The 21,781-nt window shown below is 68.6% G+C and carries 16 protein-coding genes and 5 pseudogenes; 10 read left to right on the top strand and 11 right to left on the bottom strand.

Going from position 1 to position 21,781, the window contains the following annotated elements; translation table 11 throughout:
- Positions 1-334 precede the first annotated feature (334 nt).
- Both ACZ516_RS10825 and ACZ516_RS10820 read right to left on the bottom strand, forming a co-directional pair.
- Complete coding sequence (locus tag ACZ516_RS10825; RefSeq protein WP_469010443.1) at positions 335-1,861, bottom strand: S8 family serine peptidase; 1,527 nt, start codon at positions 1,859-1,861, stop codon at positions 335-337.
- Positions 1,862-2,511: 650 nt separating this feature from the next.
- The gene (locus ACZ516_RS10820) at positions 2,512-5,322 is read right to left on the bottom strand and encodes a helix-turn-helix transcriptional regulator (RefSeq protein ID WP_469009690.1); all 2,811 of its coding nucleotides are present in this window, start codon (positions 5,320-5,322) and stop codon (positions 2,512-2,514) included.
- Between the two features lie 1,275 nt (positions 5,323-6,597).
- Between ACZ516_RS10820 and ACZ516_RS10815 the strand changes: the two genes are divergently transcribed.
- Positions 6,598-7,983: an L-serine ammonia-lyase gene (locus ACZ516_RS10815; protein WP_469009689.1), complete on the top strand. Its 1,386-nt coding sequence runs from the start codon at positions 6,598-6,600 to the stop codon at positions 7,981-7,983.
- A gap of 179 nt (positions 7,984-8,162) precedes the next feature.
- Here the strand turns inward: ACZ516_RS10815 and ACZ516_RS10810 are convergent.
- From ACZ516_RS10810 to ACZ516_RS10790, 5 genes and pseudogenes are all read right to left on the bottom strand, one after another.
- Positions 8,163-8,581 (bottom strand): annotated as a pseudogene (locus ACZ516_RS10810) (IS5 family transposase); the annotation flags it as partial.
- 285 nt (positions 8,582-8,866) lie between these two features.
- Positions 8,867-9,401 (bottom strand): annotated as a pseudogene (locus ACZ516_RS10805) (GNAT family N-acetyltransferase).
- A 34-nt stretch (positions 9,402-9,435) separates the two neighbouring features.
- The gene (locus ACZ516_RS10800; protein ID WP_467466152.1) at positions 9,436-9,978 is read right to left on the bottom strand and encodes an ATP-binding protein; all 543 of its coding nucleotides are present in this window, start codon (positions 9,976-9,978) and stop codon (positions 9,436-9,438) included.
- A complete protein-coding gene (locus ACZ516_RS10795; protein WP_361085579.1) occupies positions 9,918-10,412 on the bottom strand; it encodes a hypothetical protein in 495 nt (164 codons plus the stop codon). Before ACZ516_RS10795 ends, ACZ516_RS10800 begins: the two co-directional genes overlap by 61 nt.
- Before the next feature lie 164 nt (positions 10,413-10,576).
- Entirely contained in the window at positions 10,577-10,876 is a 300-nt protein-coding gene (locus tag ACZ516_RS10790) for a hypothetical protein (protein WP_361085582.1), read from the bottom strand.
- A 259-nt stretch (positions 10,877-11,135) separates the two neighbouring features.
- Between ACZ516_RS10790 and ACZ516_RS10785 the strand changes: the two are divergent.
- The 4 genes and pseudogenes from ACZ516_RS10785 to ACZ516_RS10770 form a co-directional block, all read left to right on the top strand.
- Positions 11,136-11,288 (top strand): annotated as a pseudogene (locus ACZ516_RS10785) (IS256 family transposase); the annotation flags it as partial.
- The gene (locus ACZ516_RS10780) at positions 11,285-11,800 is read left to right on the top strand and encodes a GNAT family N-acetyltransferase (protein ID WP_361085584.1); all 516 of its coding nucleotides are present in this window, start codon (positions 11,285-11,287) and stop codon (positions 11,798-11,800) included. The pseudogene ACZ516_RS10785 and the gene ACZ516_RS10780, both read left to right, overlap by 4 nt.
- A gap of 59 nt (positions 11,801-11,859) precedes the next feature.
- A pseudogene (locus ACZ516_RS10775) lies at positions 11,860-12,813 on the top strand (MobF family relaxase); the annotation flags it as partial.
- The gene (locus ACZ516_RS10770) at positions 12,810-13,154 is read left to right on the top strand and encodes a hypothetical protein (RefSeq protein WP_469009688.1); all 345 of its coding nucleotides are present in this window, start codon (positions 12,810-12,812) and stop codon (positions 13,152-13,154) included. The pseudogene ACZ516_RS10775 and the gene ACZ516_RS10770, both read left to right, overlap by 4 nt.
- A gap of 172 nt (positions 13,155-13,326) precedes the next feature.
- On the opposite strand, the gene ACZ516_RS10765 is transcribed toward ACZ516_RS10770, so the two are convergent.
- Entirely contained in the window at positions 13,327-15,942 is a 2,616-nt protein-coding gene (locus tag ACZ516_RS10765) for a SpoIIE family protein phosphatase (RefSeq protein WP_469009686.1), read from the bottom strand.
- Positions 15,943-16,147: 205 nt separating this feature from the next.
- On the opposite strand from ACZ516_RS10765, the pseudogene ACZ516_RS10760 reads away from it, so the two are divergent.
- A pseudogene (locus ACZ516_RS10760) lies at positions 16,148-16,411 on the top strand (hypothetical protein); the annotation flags it as partial.
- Here the strand turns inward: ACZ516_RS10760 and ACZ516_RS10755 are convergent.
- Positions 16,363-17,040, bottom strand: a complete 678-nt coding sequence (locus ACZ516_RS10755; RefSeq protein ID WP_469009685.1) for a hypothetical protein — start codon at positions 17,038-17,040, stop codon at positions 16,363-16,365. The pseudogene ACZ516_RS10760 and the gene ACZ516_RS10755 sit on opposite strands and share 49 nt — an antisense overlap.
- Positions 17,041-17,462: 422 nt before the next feature.
- On the opposite strand from ACZ516_RS10755, the gene ACZ516_RS10750 reads away from it, so the two are divergent.
- A complete protein-coding gene (locus ACZ516_RS10750; RefSeq protein WP_469009684.1) occupies positions 17,463-18,044 on the top strand; it encodes a snapalysin family zinc-dependent metalloprotease in 582 nt (193 codons plus the stop codon).
- A gap of 321 nt (positions 18,045-18,365) precedes the next feature.
- On the opposite strand, the gene ACZ516_RS10745 is transcribed toward ACZ516_RS10750, so the two are convergent.
- A complete protein-coding gene (locus tag ACZ516_RS10745; RefSeq protein WP_469009683.1) occupies positions 18,366-18,548 on the bottom strand; it encodes a hypothetical protein in 183 nt (60 codons plus the stop codon).
- Between the two features lie 338 nt (positions 18,549-18,886).
- Here ACZ516_RS10745 and mobF point away from each other — a divergent pair, with 338 nt between their 5' ends.
- The 3 genes from mobF (at position 18,887) to ACZ516_RS10730 (ending at position 21,550) form a co-directional block, all read left to right on the top strand.
- On the top strand, positions 18,887-19,663 hold the full coding sequence (gene mobF, locus ACZ516_RS10740; RefSeq protein ID WP_469009681.1) for a MobF family relaxase: 777 nt from the start codon (positions 18,887-18,889) through the stop codon (positions 19,661-19,663).
- Positions 19,614-20,801, top strand: a complete 1,188-nt coding sequence (locus ACZ516_RS10735) for a relaxase domain-containing protein (RefSeq protein WP_469009680.1) — start codon at positions 19,614-19,616, stop codon at positions 20,799-20,801. The genes mobF and ACZ516_RS10735 overlap by 50 nt, the downstream gene beginning before the upstream one ends.
- A 224-nt stretch (positions 20,802-21,025) precedes the next feature.
- Complete coding sequence (locus tag ACZ516_RS10730; protein ID WP_469009678.1) at positions 21,026-21,550, top strand: hypothetical protein; 525 nt, start codon at positions 21,026-21,028, stop codon at positions 21,548-21,550.
- A gap of 35 nt (positions 21,551-21,585) precedes the next feature.
- Here ACZ516_RS10730 and ACZ516_RS10725 read toward each other — a convergent pair whose 3' ends face one another.
- Complete coding sequence (locus tag ACZ516_RS10725; RefSeq protein ID WP_469009677.1) at positions 21,586-21,708, bottom strand: hypothetical protein; 123 nt, start codon at positions 21,706-21,708, stop codon at positions 21,586-21,588.
- Positions 21,709-21,781: the final 73 nt, after the last annotated feature.

Here is a 21,781-nt window from a genome sequence, read left to right as displayed (position 1 = left end):
ACCTCGTGCATTCACTCGCTGCGAGTGCCGGTTCGGCCCCAGCGGTGCGCGAGGGCCTGTCGATCTGTCGCCGATGCCCGCCTGGCCGACGCACAGCGCACGGCGGCCTTGGCGGCGATCGCCCGACTGCAGGGCTGGCGCGGGACACCGAAGGCTGCTGTGCCCCGGCGGTGAACAGCTCAGCATGTCGGACGCTGACGTCAGCGACCCGCTCAGCCCACTCCAGGGCCCGGTCGGGAGGCCCGGCCGGGCTCTGGGACGCGCGTGAGCCGTGACGAGTGCTCTCGCCACGGCTCACGCTCCGCTCAACGATGGTTGTCGCGGCAGGGGATGCTCAGAACTGGAGCGACCAGGCGTTGATGTAACCGGTGTCGTTGCTCCAGTTGTCGGTGACGCGCAGCTTCCAGGTGCCGTTGGCTACCTCGCTGGAGGCATTGACGGCGTAGGTGGCCTGGACGTTGTCGGCGCCATCGTTGCTGTTGTAGTCCTTCAGCAGGTAGGCGGAGCCGTCGGGGGCAACCAGTTCGACCTTTGCGTCGCCGCGGTAGGTGTGGCGGACGTCCACTGTGACGGACAGGTTCGAGGGAGCGTTGCCGCTGACACCGGTCACCGCGATCGGGGAAGTGACGCTGGCGTTGTCCGAGACGGTGTAATCGTCGGTGTTCTCGAAGCGCGGGCCTGTGGGTGTCGAAGCGGTGCCTCCGTTGACGTACAGGAGCCTGTTGGGCGATCCCTGCGTGTCACCGACGATGCTGGGGGTGGCGCTGTCGAGGAGGGCGGTCTGCACCTGGGCTGCGGTGGCGGTGGGGTTCGCGGACAGGTAGAGAGCGGCGGCACCTGCCACGTGGGGGGAGGCCATGGAGGTACCGCTCATCGTGGCGGTGGCGGTGTCGTTCGCCGTCGCGGCGGAGACGATGTCGGTGCCGGGGGCGAACAGGTCCGTGCACGTCCCGTAGTTGGAGTCGGAACGCCGCTGGTCGCCCTTGGTGGCGTTGTTCACCACGATGGCTTCCCTGATGTTGCCCGGCGAGTTCTGGCACGCGTCGCTGTCGGCGTTGCCGGAAGAGACCACCCAGGTGACACCCTTGGCGATGGAGCTCTTGATCGCCTGGTCTTCGGCGGGCACGGTGATGCCGGTGCGGCTGTTGATGCTCATGTTGACCACGGCTCGTCGGCTGGGGTCCTTGGCGGCCTGTTCGGTGATCCAGTTGGCCGCTTTGACGAGGTCGGAGTCGTAGGCAATGTCGTTGCAGTTCAGGACTCGCACAGACACGATCTTGGTCTTCTTGGCGATGCCGTAGTCCTTGCCTGCCACGGTGCCGGCCACGTGGGTGCCGTGGTTCATGCAAGTCTGGTTGTAGGAGTCGCTGGCGAAGTTGGCGCCGATGGAAGCTCGACCTTCGAACTGCGCGTGGCTGACCCGGATGCCGGTGTCCACGATGTAGGTGGTGACGTTGGAGGCGGTGTTGGGGTAGGTGTAACTCCCGTCGAGGGTGTTGCTGCGCTGGTCGACACGGTCGAGGCCCCACGAGGGCGGGTTGGTCTGGGTGCCGGAGCTGTGGGAGATGCCGTCCTGCTGGACGTAGGCGACGCGGGGGTCGGCGGCCGTCTGACGGGCGTCTTCGGCGCTCATTGCCGCGGCGAAGCCCTTCAGGGCGGTTCCGTAGGTGAAGCGCACCTTGCCGCCGTGCTTGCTCACCAGTTCCTCGGAGCGCTTGTTGACGGCGGATTTCGTCAGCCCGTTGTCTTTGAGGACGACGATGTAGCGGTCCGCCACGGGCTCGGCGGCGGCTATGACACGGCCCTCGGAGGGGGTGGGATCGGGTGAGGGGGTGGCGACGGCGCTAGGTGCGGCCAGCATCGCACCGACAATCGTTGCTGTGGCACCGGCGGCTATGTACGGGATCTTCTTGCGCACGGGAGCTCCATGGTGAAGGGGGGGTGGCCTCTCCCGGAAGGGATGGCCAGCGCATTACGCCAAGGCGTCTGGCGCTTGGCCGAAACCATAAGTTCGGTACGGTGCCCGCCCTATAAGGGAATCCGATTTACCTATACGCAGAACAATGTGGCTTGGCAGGGTCCGGCTCTGGCGCGCCGGGCGGAGGCTCTCGCGGGCGGAGCACATGGGAGGGCCGCACCACTCGTTGGACGCCCCGGCATGGTGGGTGAGATGGCCCCGGTCCGATACCGAAAGCGCTGGCACAGAGGCAGTTTCACGATGCCGGGGATCCGGCCAGGGGTGCAGGAGGAGCGTGTGCAGGAGTAGCGGACAAGGGGCAGCATTGCGCGGCGATAGCCGGACAACTTGCTCGGGAATCAGTTGATTGTGCCGGGCGAGCCTGACGGCAAGACCGAGGTGGACCCGCAGATGCCTGAAACGCTGCCCGCCATCACATGTTGAGCGAGCGCTGGCCCCGCCTCGCGATCCTGACCTTTCGGAACAGCCCCAGGTGGGACAGTAAGGACCGCTGCCTGCGCCAGATCGTCGTCAGACCACGAAAGGCGTGCCTGTCATCGGGCCTTCCGGGGCTTGTCAGAGCCGTGCAGAGTTTGTGGCGGGTGGGGGCGGTAGAGGTCCTGTCGGGAGAGGGCACCTGTTTTGCGCATGGCACGGGCGATGTGTTGCTCTACCGTCCGGGGGGAAAGATGCAAGGTCGAAGCGATTTCCCGGTTCGTCAGGCCGCTTGCCGCGAGCTGGCTCACTTCCGCTTCCCTGGGGGTGAGCTGATCGGCGTGCGAGGCGCGGCCGGGTGGCCGGCCCTTCCTGGTCGGCTTCTGGGTGCGCAGCAGAGCCCGGCCACGAGCGGTGTCCCAGGTCGCGCCCAGTTCGCTGAACCGCTCGGTGCAGGTTTCTAGATCGGCGACCGCCTGGGCTACCGCAGTGGCCGCGCTGTCCGCTGGTGTACTGGTCTCGCTTTCAAGCTCGCCGGCCGATGTCCCGTGCGCTTGGCTGACGTCCGGCTCGTGTACTTCCAGCAGACAGCGGGCCCCAGCCTCCCAGAGCAGGGCCTGGGTATAGGGGCGGGGAAGCGAGCCGTAGGCCTCCGAGGCTTCGCGGTACAGCTTCGCGGCCTCGATCAGACCCTGGTGTCCTCCCTCGCCTCCGCCTGATTCCTCCACCTCGGTGAGTACGGCCCTGCTCCACGTGAGCGCGGCTCTGGCGACGGGGGCGTCGTGCTCTGAGATGCCGTCGGCGAAGTCCCGGACCATGCTCCGGGCCGCAGCGGTATCGCCTGCGCGTGCGGTCGCTTCCACAGCCCAGGGGACGAGCTCCGCCGCCCATGTCCACACGCCCTTGGCCGTCGCATCCGCCCACGCTGTGCGGGCTTGCTCCGCCGCGGCGGACACGTCCTCGCGGGCCAGAGCCAGACGGATCAGGGCACCGGAGACCGTCGCGGACAGTGGAGTGGGCATGCTCTGCAGGGAAATGATCCTGCTGTCGGACAACCAGGACAGTGTTGCTCCCCAGTCGCCCTTGGCGAAAGCGAGCAGGCTTCGCACCACACGGGCGTCGAAAGCGATGACCGGCATGTCAGCCGTCGCGTCGATGAACCGCTCGCACTGGTCAGCCAGGCCGGTCCACTGGCCCGTCCACCATTTCAGCAGTAGTTGTGTCCCTATAGCAGTGTGCTCGGTGTAGGGAGCACCGCTTTGGGAAGACAGATCACGGCCCCGGACCAGCAGGTCTTCTGCCCGGTCGTAGAATCCGAGCCAGACTGCAGCATCCGCCGCATTGCACAGACCGCGAGCTGCGTGCTGGACAACTGTGGGATCCGTGCTGTCGGCGGGCAGGGCCTCCACCAGCTCCCACGCATGGTGATCACCACAGCTTATGGCGAACCAGACACGGTTGGCCAGGACCGCCGCACGGAGCGTCTCATCCCTGCTCACATCCGCGGCCGAAATGGCCTTTTGCAGCCACTGCCGATGGGCATCAATACCGGGACCGGGCCAGTACGGCATCGCCAGAGCTGCCATCGCCCGCCCGGCGAGGTCGGGCCGGACCCCATCGAGTTCGGTCGCGGCGACCTCGAGTTCGTGCCACCCGTGGGTGAACCTGCCCAGCTGATTGCACAGCATCAACCCCAAGTCCAGGCGCAGCTCGCCGCGTACCTCCACCGGCAGGGTGTTGTCGCGCACGATCTGGGTCAACACCTCGACGGTCTGGTCCGAACGCAGACCGGTAACCGCGCTGCGAGCCAACAGCGGTGCCAGCCGCGCTCGGGCATGAGGCGGGACCACGGCGCAGGCCAGGGCCTGTTCCAGCAGATTGACCGCTTGGTGGTGCTGGCCCGCCTGCACTGCCATCCGGGCAGCCTTTTCCACGGCCCGCAGCCAACCACGTCCTCCGCCGGCGGCCCTGCGGTGCCCGGCCACGGCAAACCATGGAACAGGCTGTCTGCGGGTCAGCACGTCCGCAGCCCGCTCATGCAGTCCTCGACGGAGAGGGCCCAGGATGGAAGCACGCACAGCGGAAGCGGCAAGGGGAACCGGAAATCCGTAGCGGTTCGAGTCCAACTCAACCAGTACCGCACTCTTCAGCGCTGCCAACAATGCGTCGTTGCCCTGTCCCTCGGGAAGGCCTGAGACACAGACCAGTTCCTCCTGGCTGGCGGGCTCATCAAGGACGGCCGCCGCCCAGACAACAGGCCGGTGAGCGGAGGGCAGGGATGAGGTCCGGTCCAAGACCAGCTCAGCGAGCCGGACCGGCACTCCGGAGGCGTCCACATCCTGTGCCGTGCACGCCTGGTCGCCACGCCGGCTCATCACGGACAGCAGATCCACCACCACTTGGGGAACTCCGCCGGACCGCTCGTGCAGTCTGTCCACCACCTCCCACGTCTGACGGTCTCCCAAGACCTGTGCCGCAGCACGTCGGATGCGTTTCCTGTCCCACACCTCCATCCGGTGCCGCAGGACTGTCAGCCCGGGCGGATACACCACAGCCGGTGGCCCCAGAGGCAGCCCTGACACAGCCAGTTCATCAGGGCGGTAGGTGACCACAGCCGCCAGACCAGGACACGGCCTTGCCAGCACGCTGCGCAGCCACTCCTGCTCTTCCTCACCGGCACGGTGCGCATCGTCGACCAGCAGCAGCACTGATCCTTCCCACTGCTGGTCCGGTAGTGGCGTTCCGGCTTCTCCGCACCGCCACAGCACGCACCTCGCGTCTGCCGCCTCGGAAAGGGCGCTCAGCTTGTTGAGGAGGAAACTCTTTCCCGTGCCGGCGGCACCTTCCACCAGAACAAGAGTCGGTTCGGCGGCACCGGGAGCCAGAGCGCGCGCCACGGAATGTTCAACAGCCCCGTGTGTCGTCGCCACCCTGTCGTCCTCGCTCTCCGCTCCTACACGCCAACCGCAGCCAAGCAGCCGGTTTGATTCAGCCGCTCGCTGAGATTACACGCGGCTACCCGGGTGGGTCGCCGCCCGCGCGGCGGCATACAGGCTTCCGCTCTCAATGACAACGGGACAGGTTGTGTGCTGGGGGACTGCGGCCGCCTCGGAGCTGCCGGAGATGGGAGCCTCTGCGAACAAGCATGCATCGCGCCGTTGGCCGGGCTGCCGGACCAAGTCAGGTGCCACAGCTGGTGGGTATGGAGTGCACGGGTATGCGAAGGAGCTACCGGCTACATGCCGCGGAGCACATATGACCGGGTGCGGGGAATATGGCGCGGTACCTGTCGGGCGGGACCCCGAAAGGCAGCGCGCACAGCTTCTTCCACATACCCGTACACGGTGTCAGACAACCGAGGCTGGCAAGCACCCTGCCCCTCGTGCAAGGTCTGTGCGGGTCCGGTCATACTGACAACTGAAAAGTACACAACTGCCGTTTGCGCGGAATATCCGGATGAAGAAAGTTCGTATACGTACTTTCGGGCCAGCGGGTATGGGATTTTTGGGCTGCCTTCAATCTGGGATGGCGCACGATCGGCCTCTGGGAGCACAACGCCGACGCCACGACCCCTCGGTGAGGCCGGGAACCCGTACCGCCGAGCTGGTGATGAGAGCAGTCTCAACTCCGGTGCCGGAAGCACTCCTCCGACGCCCGGGCTCCCTGCCCGCTGCCGGCGCCGCGTCAGCGAAGCGCCCGGGGAGTGAGTCGAGTGGAGGGGAGTGGCTCAGCCGTCGCCTGCGCTCTCAGCCGCAACAACATCGTGTGTAGCGCCGGCACGGCGGGGCACTGCGGCTCCAGGTTGCGAGCAGCGCGATTGCTTCGGTGCGGCAGCTCCTCGGCGCGTTCCTCGCCATCCCGCGTTCGGCGTGCTTTTTCTGTCGTATCCGTAGTGCCCCGGCCCCCTATAGGCGCTGCAGGGCCAAGGCCGATAGGCTAGCCGTTGTTGGTCAGCCGGTTTGTTCGCCCCCAATGAACATGCCGGTCAGCGAGTGCGCGGACGTAATGAAGCGGATCGTGTACGGCTCGTTTCGTAACCCTCGAACCGGGATCTTCACGGCCAGCAATAGTCAGAACAAGCCGGGGGAACCCCTCGCCTAATTTTGGCAATGCCCGCGCACTCGCTATGACCCTCTGGTCGCCCACCCTCGTCTCCTTATCAGAATTCCAAAACTTCCCATCGCTTTCCACTCAGGGAGCTACGCGTGGCCATTTCGGTCTTCGACCTCTTCTCGGTCGGTATCGGCCCGTCCAGCTCCCACACGGTGGGCCCGATGCGCGCCGCCCGGATGTTCGCGCGCCGCCTGAAGAACGAGGGCCTGCTCGCGCACACCGCCTCGATACGCGCCGACCTGTACGGCTCCCTCGGCGCGACCGGCCACGGGCACGGGACGCCCAAGGCGGTCCTGCTCGGCCTGGAGGGCGAGTCGCCGCAGACCGTCGACGTGGAGGGCGCCGACACCCGCGTAGAGGAGATCCGCTCCACCAGCCGGATCAACCTGCTGGGCATGCACGAGATCCCTTTCGCCTTCGACGACGACCTGGTCCTGCACCGCCGCAAGGCACTCCCGTACCACGCCAACGGCATGACGATCCTCGCGTACGACACCGAGGGCGCCCCGGTCCTGGAGAAGACGTACTACTCGGTCGGCGGCGGCTTCGTCGTCGACGAGGACGCGGTGGCCGGGGAGAACCCAATCGTCCCCGACGACACGGTCCTCAAACACCCCTTCCGTACCGGCGACGAGCTGCTGCGGCTCTCCCGCGAGACCGGCCTGTCCATCTCCTCGATGATGCTGGAGAACGAGCTGGCCTGGCGCACCGAGGCGGAGATCCGCTCCGGCCTTCTGGACATTTGGCGCGTCATGCAGGCCTGCGTCTCGCGCGGCATGTCGCGCGAGGGCATCCTGCCGGGCGGCCTGAAGGTCCGCCGCCGCGCCGCGCACTCGGCCCGCCAACTGCGCGCCGAAGGCGACCCGCAGGCCCACGCGATGGAGTGGATCACCCTGTACGCGATGGCGGTGAACGAGGAGAACGCGGCGGGCGGCCGCGTCGTCACCGCCCCCACGAACGGCGCGGCGGGCATCATCCCCGCCGTCCTGCACTACTACATCAACTTCGCAGCCCACGGCTGCACCGAGGCGGAGAAGGAGGACAGCGTCGTGCGCTTCCTTCTCGCGGCGGGCGCGATCGGCATGCTGTTCAAGGAGAACGCCTCCATCTCCGGCGCCGAGGTGGGCTGCCAGGGCGAGGTCGGTTCGGCCTGCTCGATGGCGGGCGGCGCCCTGGCCGAGGTCCTCGGCGGCTCCTCCGAGCAGGTGGAGAACGCCGCCGAGATCGGCATGGAGCACAACCTGGGCCTGACCTGCGACCCGGTCGGCGGTCTCGTCCAGATCCCGTGCATCGAGCGCAACGGCATGGCGGCGGTGAAGGCGGTGACAGCCGCGAAGATGGCGCTGCGGGCTGACGGCAGCCACAAGGTCTCCTTGGACAAGGTCATCAAGACCATGAAGGAGACGGGCACCGACATGAGCGTGAAGTACAAGGAGACGGCCCGGGGCGGGCTCGCGGTGAACATCATCGAGTGCTGAGGCTGTGCCCTACGTGGAAAGTCGGAGGGGTCGTTTGCCGCAGCAGAGGGTGGCGGTGAGGCCGAGAAGGGCCAGGTAGTTACGGCTTTATTGATCACAGCATGGTTGAGTCGCCGGTAGCCGGTCAGCCCGGACATGGTGCGTGCGGTGATTCAGCGTCCGAGCCCTAACTGATCATTTCAGAATGAGGTTCGGAGTCTTCGCAAGCAGATGATGCTGCAGGCGAGTTGGAGCAGTCCGAGGTGGAGGTCGGCTCGTATCTCGTAGCGGATCCGCAGGCGCTTGATCTGGTGGAGCCAGGCGAAGGTCCGCTCGACGACCCAACTGGTCGTGCCCAGGCCGGATCCGTGGACGGTGCCCTTGCGGGCGAACTTCGGCGTGATGCCACGAGTACGGAGGAGTCGTCGGTGCTTGTCGGAGTCGTAGCCGGGGCGGCGAACAGACGCTGTGGTCGGTGGCGGGGGCGGCCCACCAGGCCGGGGATGCGGGGGATCGCGTCCAGCAGGGGCAAGAGCTGGGTCACGTCGTGACGGTTTCCGCTGGTCAATGACACCGCGAGAGGTGTTCCGTGCCGGTCGGTGATCAGGTGGTGCTTGCTGGTCCAGGGCGCCGTAGGACTCCCAGAACGCTTCGCGTTCGTCCGCCTTGGCCGTCATTTGGGAGCCACGACTCCGGTCTGAGTGGGAGCCAGGGTTGGGCTGTTCGTGGCGGTGATGTACTCGCCGTGCGGTGGATGGTCTCCGGCGAATTCGGGAGCCACTGATCGGGTGACCTTCCCAGCGGAGTGGAGTGTCCGGAGCCGCAGCCGTGGAGGTGCCGATAGCTTGTGGGGGTGGGTCCTGGGCTGCCTCCCTGACAAGACGCGGCCGGGGCCCGTCTTTGTTCAGGCCCTGGGCGGGAAGCTCTCGTCGTGAATCTCCGCCGGCGAGATGCTGTGGGCGGGGCGGCACTCCATCAGCAGGTGGCTGCCCTGTCGGCTGACCGCCCGGAAGCCCGCTTTTGCCCAGGCCCGGATCGCGCGGGTGTTGGACGCTTCGGGATCGACGGTCACCTGCGTCCAGCCCAGCATCGTATGAAGATGCCGGACGAGTGCGGGCGGCGTCGGGGCCGAGGCCTTTGCCTTGGGCCTGAGGCAGGAGGACCATGTCAATACCGCCCTGGCCGGGGCCAGCGGGTGCGTACTGGGCATAGCCAATCGGGATGGTCTGGGCGAGGATCAGGAAGGACTCCACGTCGGGGCGGCGTCCTCCCGTGTACTTCGCGGCGACTTCCTCGCGGGTGAGGGGCTGACCGCCCCAGTTGTGCACGAATGCGGGGTCGGCGAACCAGTCGGCGAGCAGTGGCAGATGTGCTTCGGTGGCCGGGATGAGGCAGGTCAGATCGCCTTCGATGCCGCTGTTCTCCGGCTTGCTGTGCATTGCTGTGCCTCTCCCGGCGGGCGTTCTTCCGGGTTCATTGTCCTGGGAAGAGGGCTTCCTGGGTGGCCTGGAAGCGGTAGGACTCGGTGCCGGTCTGGATCAGGGTGCAGCGGAAGGTGATCCGGGCGGCGATGGCCGCGCAGAGCCGGGCGTCGCCGAAGGTCTTGTCCCATTCGGTGAAGGGTGAGTTCGTGGCGACCGCGGTGGCTTTTCGTTCCTCACGCTCGGTGAACATCTGGAACAGCAGTTTGGCGCCCTTGCGGTCCAGGTTGAGGTAGCCGAACTCGTCCAGGCAGGGAAGGTCGATCTTGCTGTAGCGGGCGATCACGGAGGACAGGCGGCGGTTGGCGTCGGCCTCGGCGAGCTCGTGGACCAGCGCGCTCGTGGTCGTGGCGCGGACCGTCAGCCCGGTCTCGGCGATCGCGGTGCCGATCCCGATCAGCAGGTGGGACTTGCCGGTGCCGGAGTCCCCGATCAGGACCAGGGGGCGTCCCTCGCGGACCCAGGTCGGGGATTTCAGGTCCGCGACGACCTCGGGGGTGATGTTCGGGTTCTTCTCGAAGTCGAAGTCTTCCAGCCGCTTGGGGCGGGGGAAGCGGGCCAGCCGCGGTCGGCGAGTCTGACCAGCTTTCCGCGCAGCGGTTCGAGCTTGGATCGGATGTTGACGTCCACTCCCAGCATCTCGCCGACCTGCCGAGCCATGACCGGTCCAGCGTCCTGTCTCACGGCGGCGAGAATGCGCTGGTAGTCCGGCGGAAGCACGTTCTCCTCCACATCGGAGGTGCGGTGTGGGATCAGCATGACCGCCCGCCCACCCACCTGCGCGGGCACCGACGTGGCCGAGACGCGCTCATCAGCAATCTGTTCGCTCACCCGCTCCAAAACTCGCTCGGCGACAGCAAGTTCGTCTCGCTCGGCCCGCACCTCCGCCAGCTGCTTGGCCGGCTGTGCTTCGAGTTCATCCAGTTCCGCGCGACGCGCGGTAAGCCGTTCCAGCAGCTCGGGATCCATGCATCGGATCGTGAATGGCCGTCTGCCCCCAGCGATTAGAAACCAGCGAACCGTCCGGCTCTGTCAGACGGTCTACTCCGCAGACAGCCACCCACGACCAGCGCGAGTGCTTCGAGAGCTGGTCACACCATATCGCTGACCTGCTTTTTCAGGTTGGCGAAAGCTCACTGCATGACGCGGACGCTCAATCCTCTGGGGAAGAAGCCGTTGCTGACCGGCCCCATTATGCCGATCACGTTGCCTGCGCATGCCGGCTGGTCGAAGACCACCACGGGGGAGTTGGTGTAGTTGTGCACGATGAGGTTGAGTGCGCCGCCGGTATGGCACGACGACCGGGCGGGATCGGTGATGACATGTCCGTTCAGGTGCAGATTCCCGACCGCGGCATTGGCCGATTGAGTAAGACCGAGCGTGAGCAGAGCGCTCCCGCCGAGCACGCCGAGTGTGCGCGTGAGACGACGCAAGGCGACCTCCTTGATCCTGAGATTTTGGCCCGCTCACCCGTCAGCTCGATCTGAACCTTCGGGGCGGTGCCTTGACGACCCGAACGGTATGGACGCGAATGTCTCGACCGCCAGGGGCTTTTCCCGTTCCGGGACGGTGGAACGGCGAAACCGACTTCGACCAGTGACGATAGGCACCGCCCGGAACGCCGATACGGAACGGCCCGCCCCCGCACAGCCGATACCGCCTTGTCACCGGAGTCGGACTGAGCCGGGCCGGGCCGCCGCTTTGCCATGTGTGTTCAAGCTGGTCGAGTCCGCGCAGGCCCGCTGGCGCTCCGCGAACTCACCCCGCCTCGTCGCCCCGGTCCGGTCCGGTGCTCGTTTCGACCGGGGCATACTCGTCGGACGTTCCGACCAGGAGGCAGCGTGATCACTCGCAGGCCCGAAACCATCCGCACAGACCGATTGACCGTGCTGCCCCTCCAGGCCGAGGACGCCGACGAGATGGCCACTGTGCTCTCCGACCCCGGCCTGCATACCTTTATCGGGGGCGCTCCGGACACCGGCCAGGCCCTGCGCGCTCGATACGAACGCTGGGTGGCCGGCTCACCCGACCCCACCGAATCCTGGTGCAACTGGGTGATCCAGCTCCGCGACGCGGCCTGCCTGGTCGGCACGCTCCAGGCGACGATCACCGCCGATGACCGCGGTGCCACCGCGGAGATCGCCTGGGTGGTGGGAACCCCGTGGCAGCGGCGTGGCATAGCCACCGAGGCAGCCCAAGGACTCGTCGCCTGGCTCCGCAAGCATCCGGTGCGCACGGTCATCGCCCACATCCACCCCGACCACAAGGCGTCTGCCGCCGTCGCGACCGCAGCCGGACTCCTCCCCACCGATCAGTGGCACGACGGAGAGATCCGGTGGCAACTGGCGATCAGCTGATCGCGCACATCCACAGATCTTGACGATTGCTCGTCCTCGATGAGGAATCGACTTAAGCTCAGCAGATCGAGGAGGCGCTGTTCGTCCTCACTGCCGAGTACGTGGAGGAGCACGGGCACGCACCGGGGGAGAAGGCCGCCTACGGCCTGGCCTGCCGGGCCGCCGACCGGACGCGCCCGCCCAAGCGCAAGGACATGCGGCCACTGTCCGAGCTGCGCGAACGGTGGCGGGAGTCGGCCATCGCCTCGTTCGGCGCCGACGTCATCGACCGGCTGGCGCAGCGGGCGCGAGCGGCGGCCGCGGCGGTGTGGGCGCGGGTGCGGCCGGTGGTCGACGTCGCCCTTGCGGCAGTCGACGTCGTCGCCGTGGTGTACGTGATGCGCGGAGCGTTCAAGCGCCACCACCTGCTCGCCGAAGCGCGCCGCTACCTCTCCTACGCCCTGCGCGGCCGCCCGCACCAGCCCGGCCTGGACGAGACGATCGTGCAGACCGTGGTCGACGACTACACCCGCCCCGTCGGCCGGGGCTTCACCATGACCGCCGACCTGCACGCCCTGTACCCGCGCGACACCGACGACCAGGCCGTGCTGCGCCCGCTGACCCGCAACCGGATGCTTCCCCTCTACGCGCGGGCCCGGCTCGCCGCCAGAGCGCTCTCCGCCCGGGTTCACGCGGTGCGCCGCTCGGAGCGCCTGGGCTCCCGCCCCCGCCCGCACACCGTCGCCGTGCCCAGCGCCTCGAGGTCCGGCCCGCAGCTCTCGCGTACGGACCGGAAGGCCGGCCGCGCCCAGGAGCAGCAGCAGGGGACCGATGTTGCCGCGCTGGAGCAGACCCGCGCCACGATCGAGGCCGCGGCCAAGATGGCCGTCAGGCTCCAGAACGGCGTCCGGGAGCGCGCCGTCGCCCACCGCCTCAAGCCGCAGGCCGCCCCGGCGACACCCGCGCCGTCACACACTCCGCCACCCGGAGTGCAGCAGGCGCCGGGCCGGACACCCTCTGGAGGACTCGCATGACCACGCCGGAGATCCCGGGATTGAAGGAGGTCCTCGCCCGAGCCCGCACAGCCAGTGAGGAGATTGCCGCCACGCTCGATGAGGACCAGGAGCCCACTACCGAAGAGTCCCCGAGCTGGCAGCCGATCTGGAAGCGGTCCCGGACACCGAAGCCGAAGGCGGCCAAGAAGAAGGAGCTGGAGGACCAGCGGGAGCGGCTCCAGGACGCCGGGAAGCGCCGCCTGGCAGCCGGGGAGTCGCGCCGCCCTCGCCCCAGGCAGAGCCGGATCGGCAACGCGGCCGCGCGCCGCGATGCCCGCGCCCTGTCCCGGTTGCGGCACTCCAACGTCTGGCTGCGGTGACGATGCCCGGCATCGCCCGTTCGCCCGCCGCCACGTCTGGCCGAAGCCCGACGGTATCTGCTGGAGACCCTGCGTGGCGAGAAGTGCACCTGCGGCCTGGACGACTACATCGCCACTCGGGGCCCTGTCCGGCTACTCCCGCCAGTCCACCGTTTCCCAGTCCGGCCGCCGGTCATGGGCCCGGCGGAGCGGGACGCAAGGCGAGGAGGGCGATGTCGTCGGTGCTACCGGCGCCGAGACCGAGAATCAGTTCGTCGCAGAAGACGTCGAGGGGTGCCTGGGCGAGGGCAGCGGTGTGTCGACGCAGGCGGGTCATGGCGTCGCTAAGTGATTCGCCTGGGCGTTCGATCAGGCCATCGGTGAACATGAGCAGGGTGGAGTGGGCCGGAAGCGCGTCGCGGGCGATGGGTCTGGGCAGCGTGCTGTCCACGCCGATGAGGAGACCGGATGCGGTGTCCAGGTAGCGGGTGTCCCCGTTGGGACAGGTCAGCAACAGGGGCAGGTGGCCGGCGGAGGAATGGTGCACCTCCCACGGGCCGTTGTGGGCACCTGTGACGACGGCGTAGGCGCAGGTCGCGGTGGAATCCGGGTAGAGAGTGAGAGTCGCGAGGTCGAGGCGGCGCAGTACCTCTGAGGGCCGATCCTGACAGTCGACGGCGATGCCGCGGAGCATGTTGCGTAGCTGACTCATCGTCACGGCGGCATTCAGATCATGTCCGGACACGTCGCCGATGACCAGTGCTGTGTCGCCGTCGGGCAGGGTGAAGGCGTCGAACCAGTCGCCGCCGACCTGGGCAGTAGTACTGGACGCGGCATAGCGCGCGGTGATCTCCATGGACGGGATGTGCGGGAGGCGGGGCAGCAGGGAGCGCTGAAGGCGCTCGGCCGCAGTACGCGTGTGCTGGTGCAGACGGGCGTTGTCGACACTCAGCGAGATACCTTTCACGAGGTCGGCGACGAGGAGTGCGTCCTGTTCTGTGAAGGGATCGTCGTGGTCGGTGCGTACGACGATCAGGGCGCCCAGCACTTCGCTGCGGGCCCGTAGGGGGGCCATGAGCGTGCTGCTGGCGCCAAGCAGCTCGAACAGCTCCAGCTGCCGGGCGTCCAAGGCGCTTTCCGCCTGGTCAGGTGAGGGAATATCGGTGATCAGCAAGGGCCCCGCACCGTTCAGTACCCTGGCCAGCGGTCCTCGCGCGTTCTCGGACACCGGGGGCAGCCTGCCGAGGTCTACCCCGACGTCCAGCGCCCGGGGTTCACGGTGGACGACGCAGACCCGTTCGGCATCCCCGTGTTCGTCGAGCAGGTCGACCACGCACCAGTCGGCCATCTGCTGGGTAAGGACCTGGCACACTCGGCGCAGCCCCTCGCGCAAGTCGAGTGTGCTCGACAGCGCACTGGTGGTGTCAGCCAGCAGACCCAAACGCTTCCAAGCCCGTGTCGCCTGCTCACCGCCGGCCTGTGGCACCGCCGCCGCACCGATGTGCAGCCGCACCGAGGCTCCCGAATCGGGACGTGATACCGGCCGGTCCTCTCCCGGAGCCATCGCTCTGGGCATGAACTGACCGACCCGCACCGTGCGGCCGTCCACCGCCTCCTGACTCTGGACGTGCAGACGCACATGGACCAGGGTGCCGTCGTAGTGCAACGCGGGCAGTGGGATGGACCGGCCCATGATGCGGGACCGGCCGGTCAGTCGGAGCGCCGTGAACCCGGCCCGGTGACGCTCGCGCAGGTGCTCGGGAATCAACACGGTCAACGGCCGGCCGATCAGATCGTCGGTCTGCCATCCCAGCAGGTCGGCGAGGGCCGCGTTAGCTGCGATAATCCGGCCGTCGTCGTCGGCCACGACAGTGGGGACACGACTTGCCTCTACGTCACCGGCGTCCCACGGCGCCAGTTCGACGGAGGTCGCGTCCGGTACGCCGGGCAGCAGCGTCCACGCGGTGGGTGGACCCCCGGAGAGCTGGATGACCAGTTGGTCGAGCACCCACTGGTAGTGGCTGCGGGCGTGCGGCGGAGCCGGAAGGGTCAGCAGGGACCCCAGCTGCGCCGCCTCGTCGCCGTGTTCGAGTACGCGCCGCAATGTGTCCACGGCCGGCGCGGCGTCCAAGGGGAAGGCGATGTCCAAGGTCACCGTGGCGCCACCGGTGACCGTCCCCTCCAGCGCGGCCGTCATGCACGCGTTGATCACGTTGGCGACATCGTCGGCGACCAGCAGCTCTGGACTCGACACCCCGGCGCACTCCTCGACGCGGGTGGTCAGGGTCAGCTCGCGCAACATCTCGTCACCGTGCTGTTGCGCCGCGCGGAACACGATGGAGGGCATGTCGATCAGTCTCACGGTCGCAGTGCGCCCCCACACGGGCACGGACTCCCACCCGGACGTCGGCGGCACCGGGGCCTTGGGCCACAGCTCGAACCAGACCGTCTTGCGACCCTCCCCAATGTGGGCTCCATGACTGGAAGAGAGCTCCGCCACCACAGCAAGGCCTCGTCCCGTACCGGCATACGGCCTGGGCTCCCGCGGCACGAGCGGGCGGTCCGGCCGGCTATCGCCTACTCGTACTCGCACCTGCCCCCCGTGCGACCAGACCCGCACCTCCACATCCGTACGGGCGTGCAGCACCGCGTTGGTCACCAGCTCGCTGACCAGCAGCTCGGCTGTGTCCACCACATCCGGCGCGACACCATGCAACGCCGACCGCACGAACCGCCGAGCCATCGGCACAGCGCGCGTCTCCGGCGGAAAGCGCTGAAAGAGAACTCCGGGAGGATTAGAGGTACCCATAACGCTATCAATCCCTGCCAAAGGGAAACATCTAACCCGCCGATGTAGCGTGATCCACCGGCGTGTGGCCGCATCAACGCCGCCAGGCGCGCCCTGAAGGTCCGGGCCTTTGTCTTGGGCCGTGACGGCGTCTTGCTCGACCAAGCACACCCACTGCGGGCAATCCGCTGGGCCGAGCCGACGACGCCGAAGGCGCGGTCCGGCGGATCAACGCGGCTACCGGCTGCGGCGCGGCAGCCAAGGCGGCAGGCCACCCGCCTTCGACCGCGAGGCGTACAAGCAGCGCAAGACCGTCGAACGCTGCATCAATCGCCTGAAGCAGTGGCGGGGCATCGCCACCCGCTACGAGAAGACCGCAACCATCTACCTGGCCGGACTCTACGTCGCCGGCAGCTTTCTTTGGTCTGCCAGGCCAACGGCTCAGGAGCAGGAGCGAAGCGCATCGTCCCAGGCACCAGGGCTGCGGTAGTGGTTCTTGTGCCCGGCGGCAAGTACGTGGCGCAGTTCGGCCAGGTGCTCGGTGTCCGTGGGGAGATCCAGCCGGCCGAGGAAGGTCAGCGCGGCAGCCGGCTCCAGGTCGCCGTAGACGTCGTGGAAACTCGCCAGGAGGCCCCGGAAGACGGCCGAGTGCAGGGCAGGAAGCCGCATGGCGGTGCGGTACGTCAGCTCCTTCACCGTCCAGCGCACCGGGCCCGAACACTCCAGAACCCGACGGGCTCGGCGGAGCAGGGCCTCCGATCGCTCGGCCACCACCCGGTCGATGTCGTTACCGAGAACCTCGGCGAAGGCCGTCGCGGAAGTGGCGTGGTCCTCGAACCAGTCCACCCACAGCGAGTAGGTGACGGCCTCAGCGTCCCGGTCCGCCTCCAGTCGCTGACGGTAGCCGTCCCACAGCACGTCGGCCGGCAGGGGACCCTCGGCGCCCTCGTTCGCGAAACGGATCTCGCATGTGACCCAGTACTCGTCTAGGAGGTCCAGCAGTCCGAAAGCCAACCTCACCTGGTCGGCTGCATCCAGGTCTTCGGCGAACACATCGCCGGCCCAGGAGTGCGCTACCTCGTTGGCGGTGAGCAACGCGTCCGGCTTCTCGTTGCTCACCCACCCGTCACGCACCTGGCTGACACCCTGATCAGCCAGCCAACGCCGCGCTGCCTCCTCGGCTTGCATCTCCACTCGGGAAGTGTGACAAGCCTGGAAAGATCTAAACGAAACAGCCCAGCTGGCATCGGCCTCGCCGCGAGAGGTGCCGTCGTCGTGGCCGGAGTCGCCTCCACCAGCGATCGGCAGTTCAAGTCGAACTGCATGGCCACCGCCGGGTAAAGCAACTGGATACGGTCCGCCGTCTCCAACGGCTGACTGCGGCCCCGCAGGGAGGCAGGCGTCGGTGGCCCGGCACTGCGTCGTCGTCACGGGCCCGGCAGGCAAGTAGTTGACAGGATTGGCATGTCCGCGACACTCGTCTTGGTTCCCCCTCTCGATTCCCACAGGGTCCGAGAACCCCTACGTGTGAAAGGACAGTGATGGTGCACTTTCTACGGTTGGGTATAGCCGGCGCCGCGGCAGGGATGCTGCTGACCGCGGTCCCGGCGGCGCACGCCGTGTCCACGACGGAGCCCACCACGCCGAAGCGCGTGGCCGCACAGGTCACGCTCCGCTATGACGCCAGCCGAGCGGCAGGCTGGGAGCAGGCGATCTCTGCCGGGGTCGCCTCGTGGAACGGCAACGTCGGCAACGTCAAGCTGGTCAAAGCCGCCCCTGGCAGCCGAGCGGAAATCCAGATCGTGGCCACCACCGGCTGGCCGCAGGCCACGCTCGGACCGGTCCGGCCGGGCGGCCGGGGCAGGGTCGAACTGGGAAGTCAGGCGGTCTCCCAGGGTTACGACAAGACCCGCATCGTCGCCCACGAACTCGGCCACAACCTGGGCCTGCCGGACACCAAGCCCGGCCCCTGCTCACAGCTGATGTCGGGCTCCAGCGCCGGTACGGGCTGCCGTAGCGCGGTGCCCGACGCGGCCGAACGCGCGCGGGTCGAGAACGCGTACGCGGGCGGCGCCGCGGCGTACAGCCCGACTGGTGGCCGCGTGCTGGTGGACACACCCTAGTCGGCAAGGGCCACCCCGAGGTGACGGTGCCTGACCCCAGCCATACCGCGGCCAGGCATCGCCACCCGCGCGTGTGCAGCGGTGAGCGAGCATGTCCCCGCCGACAGCTTGGAGCAGCAGCAAGGTGGCCGGCCTGAGGCTTCACGCCGACATTCCAGGCCAAGCGGCGGTACGTCCCGCACGACGTCAACAGGGCTCTGCTCAGGGGCCGCTGAGGACGTCGTGGGTGCCGATGCGACGCCAGATGACGTGCGGGGTGCCGGGACGGTGCTCGGGTCCGTACTCCCAGGTGGCGCGTCCTGCGGGGCCGGTGCCCATGGATCAGGTGAGCTCGTAAATGCCCCGCGCTCGTTGGACGCGCTTGACGCGGAGGCCGGCGCGGAAGCGGCCGGTGCGCAGGTCCTCGACGAAGGCCGCCACGGTCTGGCGGAAGCGGTGGTGCTGTTCTGGGGTGAGGCGGTCCAGGTCGGCGGTGAAGCGCGGCAGGGTCTCGTAGGTCGGCACGTCGGTCCTCCAGGCAGCAAGAAGCCCCCGGCGTTGCCGGGGGCGGAGAGTGGGTGACGTGGTGCAAGGGGCGGTGTCTTTGGCCGGTCGGTGGGGGAGCGGTACGTAGATGTGCACTCGTTGGCGTTGAAGTCGTCTGCTAACGGGTTTTGGCGTTGGTGAGGCGTGTGGGGCGGGGGTGCCGCGCAGCATTTACATGGCCACGGTGGTGTCCGCCGGGCGGGCGCGGTGGTGCCGCGAGCGCCCGCCGGGCGGGACCGGCCGTGAAGTTCCGGTGAACCATCCCGCCGCACGGGATCGCGCTTTTTCGCAGGTCAGAGCCGGTATGTGCTGTGGCGATGCTGAGTGTCGCGAAGATCCAGAGACGTAACGCGTGGCGGTACTACATACGCGGAGTCGCGTTCGGGGACGGCCGCCGCCCGGTCGGACAGTCGTTGCAGGACGCCCAGGAGCTGGCCGGGCTCCCACCGGGACGGTGGCTAGGGCGCGGTCTGCGCGCGCTGGGGCTCACCGAGGGCGGTCAGGTGTCCGAGCGTCAGCTGGAGCTGTTGTTCGGCGAGGGCCGGCACCCGGACGCCGACCGCATCGAGCGCGGCCTCCGGGACGACGGCGTCGACGCGGCCCCGGCCCGCCGTCTCACGGTGCTGGGGCAGCCGATCGAGGAGATCGAGGCGCGCAAGCAGACGCCGCTGCTGGGCATGGACTTCACCTTCCGCCCGCAGGCGTCACTGGTCGTGCTGTGGGCGCTGGGCGACGCCACCGTGCGCCGGGTCATCGAGCGGGCTCACGAGCGGGCCGTCGCCACGGCGCTGCGCTGGCTGGAGGATGAGGTTGCCGAGACCCGGTGGGCCTCCGGCCGCGGCCGCGCGAAGACACCCGCGCTCGTGGTCGCCGCCTTCCGACACATCGACAACCGCGACGGACTGCCGCTCCCGCACGAACACTGTTTGATTTTCAACCGCGTTCAGCGCCTGGGCGCCGACGGTGAACCGGTCTGGGGCGCTCTGGACACCTACCGCCTCTACCAGACACGTGGTGGCCGCCGGAACGCTCTACACCCTGGCGATGACGACCGAGGTGTGCGAGACCCTGGGGCTGGCGACCGTGCCGCGTGAGGTTACGCCGGGTCTGCGTCCGGCCATGGAGATAGCCGGGGTGCCCGAGGACCTCATCAACTGGTCGGCGTCGCGCCGACAGCGCATCGAGGACGCCCTGGAGGTGCTCACCGACCAGTACGTGAAGGACCACGGGCACCTGCCCGGCGAGCGCGGCCGTCACCAACTGGGCTGGTGGGCGGCGCAGGAGACCCGGCCCGCGAAGAAGAAGCCCAAGCCGCTCGCGCAGCTGCTCGCGTGGTGGCGCGCCTCCGCGATCCTGCGCTTCGGCCAGCAGCTCATCGACGGCCTCCTGGACAGGTGCCGGGCAGGCGGAGCGGCGATCCGGGCGCGGGTGGATCCCACCGTGGACGTGGCGCTGGCCGCCGTCGACGTCGCCGCGGTCGTCTTCACCGTGCGCGAGAAGTTCTCCTGGCGCCACATCCTGGCCGAAGCGCGCCGACACCTGCTGGAGACGCTGCGCGGCCGCGAGTTCCCCCGCGGCCTGGACGACTACATCGCCCACCGGGCCCTGCTGCGGTACTCCCGCCGCCACACCGTCGCGAAGCCCGGCCGGAAGCCTCCGACGCCGGACCGGATCAGCTACACCGCCGACTTCCCGGTGCCGCACCGGTGGTGGATCGCCCCCGCCGAAGGCACGCCGCCGCGGGAGTCCAGCCGCTACGAGCGCGCCCGGGTCGCCAGCCTCGCCGTGCAGAACGCGATCCGTGACGCCCGCATCCGGGCCGACACCGCCACCGCCAACGAGGAGACGACCTCGGCCGTCTCCGCGCGCGCCGATCACCGCGACCTCGAGGGCGAGACGGCGTCCGCTCCCCATGCCGTCGACCACCCCGGCCGCGACGGTGCCCTGACTTCGGCGCAGCGGGCCGCCGCCGTCCAGGCCCACCAGCAGGCCGCGATGCCCGAGGAGTACCTGGAGGGCCGCACGACCGACCCGGCGACATGGCTGCGCACACCCCAGAACCTGGACCGGCTCGCCGCCTTCACCCGCACCGCCGACACCCGCCGCCGCGAAATAGAGGACCGAAAAGCCCCGGCTGCCGATCCGGCCAGTCCGGTCGACCAGCACCGCCAGGAGCACGAGCAGCAGCGCCAGCAGCCCGACCCCGGCCAAGGCCAGGGCCTCCGGCCGTGAATACCCGTGCGGCCCGCACGGCGGGACGGACGACGAAGCACGGAGGCCCCATGGTTGCCCCGCCCCCGTACCTTTCGCCGGTGCAGCGCGAGCGCCTGGAGCAGCTCGCCGACGCCGCCCGGCCTGTACCCGTCACCGAAACCGCCACCCGCCCGGCACCGCTCCCGGCAGTACCCCGGGGGCCGGCCGAACCAGTGGCGCACCGTGTGGGGCCGCCGCCGGGGATGAGTAGACGCGATGGGACTCCACCGCGCGCCCGCCGAGCTACGACGACCACGCCGCGGCGGTCGGTCACCTCGACGGCCGCCGAACTCCGCCGTGCCGGGATTGGCCACCGGCTCGGCTTCCAGACCGAGATCGGGCACCGGCTCGCGGACGGCTACGTGCAGCGGGCGGACCTGGTGGTGCGGGCGTCGGCGGCCGGGGTGCCGGTGCTGCTGCTGGAGATCGACCACCGCTCTGAGGACGCGCACGACCTGGTCGTCAAGCTGCGCCGGTACTGGGAGTGGGGCCGGCTGCTGCCGAAAGGCGCGACCAAGCACGCCGTGGATCTGGTCCGCTCCCGGCCGGAGGGGATCGAGCACGTCGGCCACGAGCAGCGGCTGTGGCGCCGGGTCTACCCGCCGACCGGCCGGGAGGGCCTGGTCCCGGTGGCGTTCGTGTCCGCGGACACCACCGAGGCGAAGGTCGACAACACGGTCGCCGTACTGGAGGAGGCCGACCGCCGCTACTGGGCGCCGCGCCGGTAGGACACCCTCTACCCGAAGGCGGTCACCGCGAGGGACTACTGCCAGGCGGTGCCCGTCGTCGTCACCACACACCCGGCGAGATCGCCGAGCAGTTCCCCACTCTCGGCTTCTCCCTCGGTGACGAACTGCCCGCCCAGCGAGGCAAGCTGCGCGAGCACCTCGCGCTGTAGGAGCCCGCCTTTTGAACCCCGTCCCGAGGGGCTGCCGCACAGGACGACTGCTCGACCCGCA

It is taken from the genome of Streptomyces sp. NPDC034037, from assembly GCF_055575715.1.
The sequence above is the reverse complement of the archived record's forward strand: the minus strand, read 5'-3'. Positions and strand labels throughout refer to the sequence as shown.